This is a genomic window from Nonlabens agnitus (genome assembly GCF_002994045.1).
Classification (GTDB): domain Bacteria; phylum Bacteroidota; class Bacteroidia; order Flavobacteriales; family Flavobacteriaceae; genus Nonlabens; species Nonlabens agnitus.
The window spans coordinates 967,623-980,202 of the sequence record NZ_MQUC01000003.1 but is presented as its reverse complement, the minus strand read 5'-3'; the positions used below and the strand labels follow the sequence as shown (position 1 = coordinate 980,202).

The 12,580-nt window shown below is 42.3% G+C and carries 7 protein-coding genes; 3 read left to right on the top strand and 4 right to left on the bottom strand.

Going from position 1 to position 12,580, the window contains the following annotated elements; all coding sequences use genetic code 11:
* The first annotated feature begins 14 nt into the window (after window positions 1-14).
* Together BST86_RS04495 and BST86_RS04490 are read left to right on the top strand one after the other, a co-directional pair.
* Window positions 15-740 (top strand): head GIN domain-containing protein, encoded by a 726-nt coding sequence (locus BST86_RS04495; RefSeq protein ID WP_105982229.1) that lies wholly within the window; start codon window positions 15-17, stop codon window positions 738-740.
* Window positions 741-929: 189 nt separating this feature from the next.
* Window positions 930-1,697 carry a CDP-alcohol phosphatidyltransferase family protein gene (locus BST86_RS04490; RefSeq protein ID WP_105982228.1) on the top strand — a complete coding sequence of 256 codons (768 nt, stop codon included), beginning with the start codon at window positions 930-932 and terminating at the stop codon, window positions 1,695-1,697.
* Between the two features lie 9 nt (window positions 1,698-1,706).
* Here BST86_RS04490 and BST86_RS04485 read toward each other — a convergent pair whose 3' ends face one another.
* The 3 genes from BST86_RS04485 to ytxJ are packed head-to-tail and all read right to left on the bottom strand — an operon-like array spanning window position 1,707 to window position 4,299.
* Entirely contained in the window at window positions 1,707-3,029 is a 1,323-nt protein-coding gene (locus tag BST86_RS04485) for an MFS transporter (RefSeq protein WP_105982227.1), read from the bottom strand.
* A gap of 48 nt (window positions 3,030-3,077) precedes the next feature.
* Window positions 3,078-3,902 carry a M48 family metallopeptidase gene (locus BST86_RS04480; RefSeq protein ID WP_105982226.1) on the bottom strand — a complete coding sequence of 275 codons (825 nt, stop codon included), beginning with the start codon at window positions 3,900-3,902 and terminating at the stop codon, window positions 3,078-3,080.
* 7 nt (window positions 3,903-3,909) lie between these two features.
* Window positions 3,910-4,299, bottom strand: a complete 390-nt coding sequence (gene ytxJ, locus BST86_RS04475; protein WP_242446459.1) for a bacillithiol system redox-active protein YtxJ — start codon at window positions 4,297-4,299, stop codon at window positions 3,910-3,912.
* Between the two features lie 174 nt (window positions 4,300-4,473).
* On the opposite strand from ytxJ, the gene clpB reads away from it, so the two are divergent.
* Window positions 4,474-7,083 carry an ATP-dependent chaperone ClpB gene (gene clpB, locus BST86_RS04470; protein ID WP_105982224.1) on the top strand — a complete coding sequence of 870 codons (2,610 nt, stop codon included), beginning with the start codon at window positions 4,474-4,476 and terminating at the stop codon, window positions 7,081-7,083.
* A 114-nt stretch (window positions 7,084-7,197) separates the two neighbouring features.
* On the opposite strand, the gene BST86_RS04465 is transcribed toward clpB, so the two are convergent.
* Complete coding sequence (locus tag BST86_RS04465) at window positions 7,198-12,318, bottom strand: beta strand repeat-containing protein (RefSeq protein WP_105982223.1); 5,121 nt, start codon at window positions 12,316-12,318, stop codon at window positions 7,198-7,200.
* Between the last annotated feature and the right edge of the window lie 262 nt (window positions 12,319-12,580).

The following is a 12,580-nucleotide window of genomic DNA, read 5'->3' as shown; positions in this document are numbered from 1 at the left end:
ATAAAAATTACATCATGAAAAAAGCAATTCTTATTCTGATGACCATCGCTGCATTTCAATCTGCAAATGCACAATGGTTCGGCAATAAAAAAGTAACTGGTAATGGCGATGTCATAACCAAGAACTTCAAGACCTCAGGCTATGACGAGGTAAGCATGGCAGGTTCCATGGATGTGGAACTTGTAAGCGGCACAGAAGGTACCATCACCGTCGAGGCAGAATCCAACCTAATGGAATATCTAGAAATCGAGGTCAAAGGTGATCGTCTTACCATAGGTGTGGAAAAGGGCATCAACCTTAACAGTCGTAAAGGTATCAAGGTGACCGTTCCTGTAGAGTATATCGACCACGTGAGCCTTGCAGGCAGCGGCGATATCTATAGCGACCTGAACTTGAAATCTGAAAAAATGAAAATATCACTAGCTGGTAGCGGTGATATCAAATTAAAAACAGAATCCAAGAACCTAAGTCTTGCCGTGGCCGGTAGTGGTGATCTAAAAATTTCTGGAAGAACTGAGAATCTGGATGCCAGTGTTGCTGGTAGCGGCGATATAAGTGCTTATGATCTTAAGGCTAACAATGTAAAGGCGAGTATTGCCGGTAGCGGCGATGTAGCTGTTTTTTGTAATGGTGGTGAGATGAATGCCAGCATTGTAGGATCTGGTGACTTACGTTATAAAGGTGAAACCAGCAAGCTAAAAAAGACCGTCATGGGTAGTGGAGACATTACCAAGATGTAACTGATTCACGCTTTCTCGCCTGCCTGCCGGACAGGCAGGAAAGCGAAATCAACCTCAAATTAACAACATCTAATCCCGAGCAGGAAAATCTGTCTCGGGATTTTTTGCTCTTGGAAATCAGGATTTTTAACCAAAACTCAATTCGTCATTATGCACTAAGTTTGCAAATTCAAATTTGAGATTGCCTTCATGTCTAAATTACCGCCTAAACACCAATTTCTAGATCTTTCCGATTATGGTCGATCTGGTGGTAAGTGGATTGCCCATTCTTTAAAAGAAACCAGCTTCACTCCTATTCATGTGACATTGCTTTTTGTATTGAGCGGTATGATCGCCATCTACGCCATTTTGAATGGTCACTACGTCACCGCTGCCTTTTTTCTTATTCTTAAATCGGTTATTGATGCGGCAGATGGTGAACTGGCACGTTTAAAGAAGACACCTTCTTATGTAGGACGCTATTTGGATTCGGTGAGTGATTTGTTGCTCAACATGATGTTTTTGCTGGCCATAATGTATGTGACCCAGGCAAGTTTGCTCTGGACGGTTTTGGCTTTTGTAGGTTTGCAATTACAGGGAACCTTATATAACTTTTACTATGTCATTTTACGCAACAGTGTAGACGGTGACCTGACCAGTCGCGTGCGTGAGAATAGCGTGCCTGTAGCATTAAAAGGTGAAAGTCAATCTACGGTTACCTTTTTCTACCATTTATATAAAAGCCTTTATGGAGTTTTTGATTTTGTAATCTACCGACTGGACAGTAGCGCGCGCAAATGCGAACCCTTTCCCAGCTGGTTCATGACGTTGCTTTCTGTTTATGGATTGGGCTTTCAGTTATTGATCATGGCGGTGCTATTGCTGTTCGGTTGGGTGCATCTCATCATCCCAACGTTACTGGGCATGTCTGTCCTAATCTTTGCCTTCATAGGCATACGCAAAGTGTTCCTTAAATAGCGTAGCAGATTATTCTTGATTCACTTCGCTGGTTGTTTTGAGTTTGGGAACGCGTATCAATAGAATGATACCAATCACAAAAAATACTACCAGAAATAGTATACTACCACGCATGGATCCTGTAATCTCACCAACGACGGCAAAAAGCAACATCCCTATCACGATCCCAATCTTTTCAGCAACATCAAAAAAGCTGAAATAGGATGCGGTATCCAGACTGCTTTCTGGAATCATTTTAGAATACGTACTTCTGGAAAGTGACTGGATGGAACCCATCACAAAACCTACAAATCCAGCGGTGATATAGAACTGTATGGGCGTGGTGACAAAATAGCCGTAGATACAAACGCAGGCCCATACGATGTTGATACCTATGAGAACGTTGATGTTTCCATGCTTTCGCGAAAGCGAACTCGCCACAAACGCTCCTGCAATGGCCACCAGCTGTATCAATAGGATAGATATAATCAAGCCTGTTGTAGCGCCGCCTTCACCCCATTCTACTTCTTCCGTACCAAAATAGGTTGCCACGAGCATCACGGTCTGAACGGCCATACTGTAAATGAAAAATGCGGCTAGATAGCGCTTCATCTGTAAGTTTTCACCCAACTGATTCCATATTTTCCTCAATTCCTTGAAGCCATTGGTGAAAATGTTGTCGACGTTACTACTATCCTTTCTGGTTCCCATGGGCAAATACGCATAGGTGTACTGCGCAAATCCTATCCACCATACTCCAACGAGAACGAAGGATATCTGCGTGGGCAATTTTTCACTTTCAAAAAAACCACCTTGAATCAAAACAAGACAAATGACCAATAGAATAACACTTCCTATATATCCCATGGAAAAACCTCGTGCGCTCGTTTTGTCCTGTTGGTCTGGATGCGCTACATCTGGTAAATATGAATTATAAAATACAAGCGATCCCCAAAAACCTACCAAAGCCAGCAAATAAATCAACAAACTGATCCACAGGTGATCAAAACTAAAAAACGCCAAGCCGATGCTGCAGGCGCCACCCAAATAACAGAAAAACTGTAAAAAGCGTTTCTTCTTACCAGAATAATCTGCCACTCCAGAAAGTATAGGTGAAATGATACTCACGATTAAAAAGGCAATAGCTGTGGTAATGATGATGATGGACTCATTATTCATTCCCTTGAAAATCTCTGGCACGTTACCGGCCTCATAAGCACTGCTGCTGATGGCGCTATAATAAATCGGGAAAATGGCACTTGCGATGACCAGGGAATAAACAGAATTTGCCCAATCATAGAACGCCCATGCGGTCAATAATTTGGGATGGCCTTTGGGATAAGTTGGTTTCATAAAAAAAGGGTTCTTGAAGAACCCTTTAAAAGTATGTGTTTGAATTGACTATTTGAATGAAGTCACTCCGTATTTTGCCGCTTCTTTTTTAGCTACTGGCGCTAGTTGTCTCAAGTTGGCGATACGAGTATCGTTTGAAGGGTGCGTGCTTAAAAATTCTGGTGGAGCCTGACCGCCGCTATTGGCTTTCATACGTTCCCAAAGTCTCGCACCTTCATCAGGATCATATCCTGCGATAGCGGTAAGTACCAATCCTATTTTGTCTGCTTCAGACTCTTGAGCTCTTGAAAATGGAAGAATGGCACCATACTGTGACCCTAATCCATAAGCTTGATTTAAAATACCCATTGTTTGAGAACTAGTTCCAGATACCACTCCACCTACGGCAAGACCAACAGCGCCTAATTGTTGAAGCTGGCTGGCGCGCATGCGCTGCCCTCCATGATTTGCAAGTGCGTGTGCTACTTCATGACCCATAATAACTGCCACACCTGTCTCTGATTGTGCGATGGGTAAAATACCTGTGTAAAATGCAATCTTACCACCTGGCATCGCCCAAGCATTTACTTGGTCATCATTAATAAGATTATATTCCCATTCGTAACCATCCAAATATTCTGGGTGACCTAAGGCATTCAACCATTTTTGAGATGCATTTTTAATATTCTGACCTACATTGGTGATCATTCTAGATTCTGATGTTCCAGTGACAACTTTACTTTCCTGAAGAACTTCATTATAGGCAGAAAATGCAGCAGGAAAAACCTGGTCGTTAGATACAGGCTTTAAGGTTCTTTCTCCCGTAAATACATTAGTAGCACAAGAGAGGACTAGCATCGAGCTAGCGAGTAAGTAAAATCGAATGTTTTTCATGGTTAGTTTATTTGATTAGGGACTGGATTTTTTTGATATCGATACCGTGATGACTTTCAGTATGGATGATCTTTTCATCTTTAAGGACAATGACTTGAGGTGATTGATGCTGTACCTTAAGTTCCTCTGCAATAGAATTACTAACCTCTCTAAAGTTGAGCAGGTCTAATAAGTAATAGGTTACATTTTGATCTAAATTCTCGTAATTACGCTCAAAACTGCTAAGCGCCATTCTTGAAATCCCACATCTCGTACTATGCTTAAAAATTACTTTGGTTTTAAGATTTGAATTTTTAACAAGATTATGCAACTGGTCAACAGACTCCAATGGTTCCCATTGAATACCTTTGATTTCGTCCTTGGCAATGTCTCGTTGCGATTTGAATAACTTGTCCATTAAACCCATGATCTGTAAGAATTTTAACCCTACAAATATAGGTGGATGTCAGGTGATAAAGTGCTAATTAATTAATAATATGTCAACCTGTCGCTTAAATTATCAAAATTTACTGACTTTTTGTCAAAAATGTTTTAGGAACATCATTTGACATAGACTCACAAAACAAAACATATGAACTTTAATAAACTCACTATAAAATCGCAAGAAGCTGTTCAACAAGCACAGCAGCTTGCACAGGAAATGGGACATCAAATCATTGAGAATGCCCATTTATTCAAGGCCATCTTGACTGTTGATGAAAACGTGATGCCTTTTCTTTTCAAGAAATTGAACCTTAATCTATCTCTGGTCGAACAGCTTATCGATAGCCAATTAGCCTCTCTTCCAAAAGTAGAAGGTGGTGAACTTCAACTTTCTAGAGAAACTAATAGAGTATTGAACAACGCCACATCAATTGCCAATAAAATGGGCGATGAATATGTGTCCGTTGAACATTTATTGCTCAGTATTTTTGATGGTAATTCAAAAACTGCCCAGATTCTCAAAGATCAAGGCTTGACGCTTAAAGACCTTAATGCTGCTATTAACGAATTGCGTCAAGGTGAAAAGATTACCTCGCAAAGCGCTGAGGAAACGTATAACAGTTTAAGCAAATACGCCAAAAACCTCAACGAATTAGCCGACCAAGGTAAATTGGACCCAGTAATAGGACGTGATGAAGAGATTCGCAGAATTCTACAGATCCTATCCAGACGTACCAAGAATAATCCGATGCTGGTAGGTGAACCAGGTACTGGTAAAACCGCCATTGCCGAAGGTCTTGCACACCGTATCGTGGCTGGTGACGTACCAGAAAATTTGAAAAACAAACAGATTTTCTCTTTAGATATGGGTGCACTTATTGCCGGTGCAAAGTATAAAGGTGAATTTGAAGAACGCCTAAAAGCCGTTATCAAAGAAGTGACCTCAAGCAATGGAGACATCGTGCTATTCATAGATGAGATTCATACTCTCGTGGGTGCCGGTGGTGGTCAAGGCGCTATGGACGCAGCCAATATTTTAAAACCAGCTTTGGCTCGTGGCGAGCTTAGAGCCATTGGTGCCACAACTCTAGATGAATATCAAAAGTATTTTGAAAAAGACAAGGCATTAGAACGTCGCTTCCAAAAGGTGCAAGTGAACGAACCAGACACCGAAAGCGCCATATCCATCCTGCGTGGTATCAAGGATAAATATGAAACGCACCACAAGGTACGTATCATGGATGAGGCCATTATAGGCGCCGTAGAGTTGTCACAACGTTACATAACGAATAGATTCCTGCCAGACAAAGCCATTGACCTTATGGACGAGGCTGCATCAAAATTACGCATGGAGATCAATTCCAAACCAGAAGAACTGGACGTGCTCGACCGTAAGATCATGCAAATCGAAATTGAAATTGAGGCCATTAAGCGCGAAAAGGACGAAGTCAAAATGAAAACCCTGCGCAGTGACCTCGCAAATCTTAAGGAAGAACGTAACGCACTCAATGCCCAATGGGAAACTGAAAAAGAACTGGTCGACAATATCCAGAACACCAAAACTGAAATTGAGAACCTCAAACTAGAAGCAGAACGTGCTGAGCGTGAAGGTGACTATGGTAAGGTAGCAGAGTTGCGTTATGGTAAAATCAAGGAAAGTCAGGAAGAGCTGGAACGTCTTCAAAAAGAAGTCAATGAAAGCGATAAGAGCAAATCGCTCATTCAGGAAGAGGTAACTTATGATGATATTGCAGAGGTTGTCGCAAAATGGACCGGTATTCCAGTAGCCAAAATGCTGCAAAGCGAGCGTGAAAAACTACTGAGACTTGAAGAAGAACTACACAGACGTGTGGTAGGGCAAGAAGAGGCCATTGTGGCCGTAAGTGATGCCGTGCGACGCAGTCGTGCCGGCTTGCAGGATCAGAAAAAACCAGTAGGTTCCTTCTTGTTCCTAGGAACAACCGGTGTAGGTAAAACAGAACTTGCCAAAGCTCTAGCAGAATATCTATTCAATGACGATAACGCCATGACTCGTATCGACATGAGCGAGTATCAAGAGCGTCACAGCGTGAGCCGTCTGGTAGGCGCACCACCAGGATACGTAGGCTATGATGAAGGCGGACAGCTCACTGAGGCCGTTCGTAGAAAACCATATTCTGTGATCTTGTTGGATGAAATTGAAAAATCGCATCCAGATACGTTCAATATCTTGTTACAAGTCCTTGATGAAGGTCGCTTGACTGACAATAAAGGACGTGTGGCAGATTTCAAAAACTCCATCATTATCATGACTTCCAATATGGGAGCCGAGGTGATTCAGGAGCGATTTGAAAACGCGGTAGCAGATCGAGAGTCCGTTATCGAAGCGACTAAACTTGAGGTTCTTGCAGCGCTTAAGCAACGTGTGAGACCAGAGTTTATCAACCGTATTGATGACATTGTTATGTTCACGCCGCTTAATGCCGCAGAAATTAAGAAGATCGTGAGCCTGCAGCTTAAAGGCGTGACTAAAATGCTCGCACAACAAGGCATCATTATAGACGCTACACAAGAGGCGATCGACTTACTGTCACAGCAAGGATTTGATCCACAATATGGAGCGAGACCCGTGAAGCGTGTGATTCAAAAGAACGTCCTCAACCAGCTTTCAAAAAGCATTCTTTCGGGATCGATTACCACAGATAGTGTGGTATTGATAGATGCTTTTGAAAATGAGTTGGTGTTCCGTAATCAATCGCAGGACGTCGATGTTGAATAATTGAAATGTGGATGATGGTTAGTTCGCTTTCGCGAAAGCGAACTCAAAATCAACCCTAATAAAAAAGCCCATTCTACCTAAATAGAATGGGCTCTTTGTTTTTAATTGAATGGCTTATTCAATAATCAACTTCAAACTTTGAGACTGATCTGCCGCGATAACTTGAACTATGTAGATTCCAGCGGACAGATTTTTCATCTGTAAATTGTTAACTCCTGTTCTAAGGCTTGATCCACCTACTACTTTTCCAGTCATATCTGTAATTCTGTAGGTAGCTGTCGATGTCACCTGTGCAGGTAACTGTATGTTAAATCGCCCATCACTACTAGGATTAGGATACAAACGTACGGCGGCTAATGCAGCGGCAATGTCATCATTAGAAAGGGTTTGTTGCGCTTCAAAAGAACCAATATCACGTGCTGGTCCAAAAACGGCTTCACCGCGTTGATCCGTCAGATTGTTATTGGGATTTCCTTGATCCTGCGCTCTTGTTCCATCCAGTATCGCATGAGTAAAGGTGTTACCACCATTATCCTGCAATGGTCCTAAGGATGCAAATTCTGGACTAGCGACCGTACCAACAATATCATTAGGCATTGCAGTAAATGAATTTGTGTCATCGATCTCGATAAGGTTATAATCGTTAGAAGTAATACCTGAAACGTTGAAATCACTAGCAGCTTGATTTTCTGCTACCAAAGTATTAGTAATACTAAACGTCCCTGCAACTGATGCTAAGCCACCACCGTTACCAGTGGCAATGTTTCGGGCAACGGTAACAATATCAAAAAGAGCATTCGTACCTGCGTGATAAACTCCTGCGCCATCTAAAGATGCCGTGTTTGACGATATTGTTGAAGTCTCAACGATTAAAGATCCCACTTGGTTAGAGATACCACCACCATTGGAAACACTGGTATTATTTGAAATCGTTGTGTCATAAACCTCAGTATCACCACCATTATTGAAAATAGCTCCACCACCATTGTCGACGGCTGTACCATTAGCACTGTTGCCATCAAGTGTTGAGTTGGAGACCACCAGTACAGAATTCAATTGATTCCAAAGTGCTCCACCTTCTGCAGCTGCACTGTTGGAATTCATGATACTAGAGTCAATATTAACTACAGAACTTCCTGAGATATGCAAAGCACCACCATTTCCTGGGGCTGCCGTACCTGCAGTTCCATCAACATCATTATTCGATATTTCAGAACCTGAGATATCCAACGTACCGTCAATTAACTCAATCGCACCACCAGCTCTATTAGCGGCGTTATTGGTAATTGTAGTATTAGTAATGGTTACGGCTCCAGTAGTGCTTAATAATGCTCCACCAGATCCAGAAGCTCCTGTTGCGAGGTTTCCATCAATAAAGGAATCAGATACATTTAAAGTACCACCATTATTAAATAAAGCTGCACCACCATCATCTGCACCAGCTCCAGTAGAAGTATTATTTGTGATATCCACATCACTAATGCTCATGGTACCTACATTATTCCAAAACGCTCCACCTTCCAACGCAGCCGAATTAGAATCTGCTGTACCTGCTGTGATTTCTACAATTCCAGGTCCCGTAACGTGAATGGCTCCACCATTACCTGGACCGCCATTAGCCGTAAATGTGCCAACGCTTATACCAGCTGTGTTTCCAGAGAAATTTGTATTGGTAATAGTAGCAGTTGTTGCTCCTAAAGACCAATCCTCAATTCCACCACCAGCACGACTAGCGCTGTTGTTAGAAATTACCACTGGATTTGTTACCGTACCATTGATGCTTAAAGTGGTTCCTGTAGCCATCAATATTCCACCACCAGAACCTTGTACTCCAGTTGCGACATTACCGTCGATAATGGTTCCTTCATTGATAACAACAGTACCAGTCATGCTATCTTCAGAGAAGATTGCTCCACCACCAACTATTTCTGGAGGCATGCCTGCAACAAAGTCACCTTGAGCATCATTTCCTGATAAGGTAGTTCCGTTAATGGTAAGTAATCCACCATTATTCCAGAGTCCACCACCTTCTTTTCTTGCGATATTGTTATTAACAGTTCCACCAGTAATAGTTACAGGTGCTGCTCCACTCACGTGAAGACCACCACCATTACCTGGTGCTCCAGGACCAGTTGTTGCTCCTGTAAGGTTTCCGTTAAGGTTTGTGTTTGTAAGCTCTACTGAACTATCGCCATTGGTTTCAATTCCGCCACCAGCTCTGTTGGATTCATTTCCTGAAATCTCAGAATCTGTTGCTGTAAATACACCAGCAGCATTTAAAACTCCACCTCCGGTAGATTGAGCACCATCTGCAACATTGTTTGAAACGACGGCACCATTTACCATATTGACTGTTCCACCTTCATTAAAGATTCCGCCACCACCTGCAGCGCCAGGTACAGTTTCATCATTACCACTTGCAGTGTTTTGATCAATCAAGGTACCGTCTACGGTCATTGTGCCAGATCCATTCCAGAATCCACCTCCTTCATTAGCTGCGGTATTATCACTTGCAGTACCACCAATGATAGTATTATCACCTGGGCCAGTAACGTGAATAGCACCACCATTTCCTGGGCCACCATTAGCAGTAAAGTTCATGCCGTCCAATCCTACACTATTGTTAGTAAAATTGACGTTAGTAATGGTATTTATATTTGCATCGAGAGACCAATCTTCCAATCCACCACCGGCTCTACTTGCCTTATTGTTTGAAATGGTTACTGGATTAGCTTCTGTTCCATTAATGGTAAGAGTTGTTCCTGTGGCCATTAAAATTCCTCCACCAGAACCCTGAACTCCTGTAGCTACATTATTGTCTATTGTAGTTCCTTCATTGATAATTACACGTCCAGTCATGCTGTCTTCAGAGAAGATTCCACCACCACCAACTATTTCTGGTGGTGTTCCAGCGACAAAGTCTCCTCGAGCATCATTTCCTGAAATCGTAGTTCCATTAATGGTCAATGCTCCACCGTTATTCCAGAGTCCACCACCTTCTTTTGCAGCAATGTTATTGTTAACCGTTCCACCTGTGATCGTAACAGGTGCTGACCCACTCACGTGAAGACCACCGCCGTTTCCTGGTGCTCCTGAACCTGTAACCACACCGGTAAAGTTTCCGTCAAGGTTAGTATTTGTAAGTTCAATGGAACTATCACCATTAGTTTCTATTCCACCACCAGCTCTGTTAGATTCATTTCCTGAAATCTCTGAGTCAGTCGCAGTAAATGTTCCAGCAGCATTTAAAACACCGCCACCAGTAGACTGTACACCTGTGGCTTGATTGTTTGAAACAACTGTGTTGTTAGTAAGATTTACTGTTCCTCCTTCGTTATAAATTCCGCCACCACCAGCTGCGCCAGGAGATGATGTGTCATTACCTACTGCTATGTTAGAATCAATTTGGACTCCACTTACGGTCATCGTTCCGGATCCATTCCATAGACCACCACCTTCGTTAGAGGCAGTATTATTATTTACGGTTCCACCTGTGATCGTGGAAGTAGCCGCGCCAGTGAGGTGCATACCACCACCATTACCTGGAGAAGCAGAAGTGTTGTTGCTATCTAGATTCACACCATCTAGAGAAATTGAACCTACTGGTACCGATCCACTTACATCAATAGTAGAATTATCTTCAATTCCACCACCAGCTCTCACTGCTGTATTATTAGTTATTAATGAGGACGTAACATTCAAAGTTCCTCCGCGGGTATTCAAAATACCGCCACCAGATCCAGCAGTACCGCTAGCGGCATTACCATCAATAATAGCATTTGAAATATCTAATGTACCACCTAGATTGAATAATCCGCCACCACCATTTGCGGCTCCTGCTCCGCTTGCTGTATTATTGGTGATGCTGGTACCATCAACAGTCATTGTTCCCGTACCATTCCAAAATGCTCCACCTTCATTAGCTGCAAGATTAGCTGTTGCAGTACCACCAGTTATCGTATTACTTCCTGGTCCAGTAACGTGAATCGCGCCTCCATTACCTGGACCACCATTAGCGGTGAAATTTGTACCATCTAGCCCAGCGGAATTTCCAGAGAACTCAACATTTGTAATCGTGTTTGAATTAGTTTCTAGAGACCAGTCTTCAATTCCACCACCTGCGCGGCTTGCTTGATTATCCATGATCATGACAGGGTTTGCAACCGTACCATTAATCGTAAGTGTGGTACCTGTAGCCATCAAAATTCCACCACCAGAACCTTGTACACCAGTTGCCTGATTACGTCTAATGATCGTACCTTCATTAATGACAACAACACCAGTACCGTCCTCTGCAAATATTCCTCCACCACCAACGATTTGTGGAGGCGTTCCAGCAACAAAGTCGCCTTGTGCAACATTATCTTCTATGATAGTGCCATTGATGGTAAGTGTTCCTAGATTGTTCCATAAACCACCACCTTCTTTTCCTGCAATATTTTCACGTACGACTCCGCCATCAAAAGTGTAAGAACTAGATCCTGAAACGTGCAAAGCACCACCATTTCCAGGATTGGTTCCTGCATCATTTGAAATGAAGGAAGTATTATCCACAGTTATCACAGTAGTTGCACTTGCATTGTCCTCTATTGCACCACCTGCACGGTTAGAAGTATTCGTTCTGAACATAGCATCTGTAATACTTAGATTTCCACCGTTAGAATTGAGTATAGCACCACCACTTCCAGACGTACCTGAAGCTATATTAGATTCAAAAGTTGTAGCAGATATGTTTATTGTAGCACCATTATTCCAGATCGCACCTCCACCATTGGTTGCGGCGGCACCTGTAGCTATATTACTGCGGAATTCACAATCTGTGATATTGACTACCGTGGTTGCGCCACTGGCAAGAATAGCACCTCCATTTTCTGCAGATCCGTCTCTAAAAATTACAGAGTCAAAATTAATGACTGCCGCAATGGTTGCATCCACATCAAAGATGCGGCTGTTGGATCCTGAAGAAATCGTGGTTGGCGTACCACCATTATTTCCATCAATAGTGATGGCCGCAAAGGCATTAATAGGTATCGCTCCCATGGTCACGTTGATGGTTTGACCTTGAATAGACGGGTCAAAAGTGACCGTGCCGCCTGTTCCAGCATCAGCGATCTCAATTCGTAAAGTTCCATCAGTACCGTCATCTACCGTTTTAGTTACTACTTGCGCATCAACACAAAAAGCACCTAAGAAATAGACCGCCACTACAGAAACTAGTAGAGTAAAGTTTTTCATAAGTTTTTTATTAAATTTTTAATTTATCTCTTTAAAGCTATCCGATTGTCAAGTTAAAGCAGTGTTTTCCAGCACTATTTGGTAAAGTTTTAAGGATTTTAACACCGTTTATCGGGCTACGAAATTTTTACATTTTCGGTTTTTAAGGAAAAATCTTACTTAAATTTTAAGTAATTGTTTATCAGATGTTTAACTATTTAAACTAGATAGGATTCATGCATATTTTCGATGAAAGTGGATTATTTCGCTTTCGCGAAAGCGA

Bases quoted from the DNA above. Each gene is read 5' to 3' on its own strand.
- ytxJ (WP_242446459.1), bottom strand. From the start codon at position 4,299: ATGGACAAGTTATTCAAATCGCAACGAGACATTGCCAAGGACGAAATC.
- BST86_RS04480 (WP_105982226.1), bottom strand. From the start codon at position 3,902: ATGAAAAACATTCGATTTTACTTACTCGCTAGCTCGATGCTAGTCCTC.
- BST86_RS04465 (WP_105982223.1), bottom strand. From the start codon at position 12,318: ATGAAAAACTTTACTCTACTAGTTTCTGTAGTGGCGGTCTATTTCTTA.
- BST86_RS04490 (WP_105982228.1), top strand. From the start codon at position 930: ATGTCTAAATTACCGCCTAAACACCAATTTCTAGATCTTTCCGATTAT.
- BST86_RS04485 (WP_105982227.1), bottom strand. From the start codon at position 3,029: ATGAAACCAACTTATCCCAAAGGCCATCCCAAATTATTGACCGCATGG.
- BST86_RS04495 (WP_105982229.1), top strand. From the start codon at position 15: ATGAAAAAAGCAATTCTTATTCTGATGACCATCGCTGCATTTCAATCT.
- clpB (WP_105982224.1), top strand. From the start codon at position 4,474: ATGAACTTTAATAAACTCACTATAAAATCGCAAGAAGCTGTTCAACAA.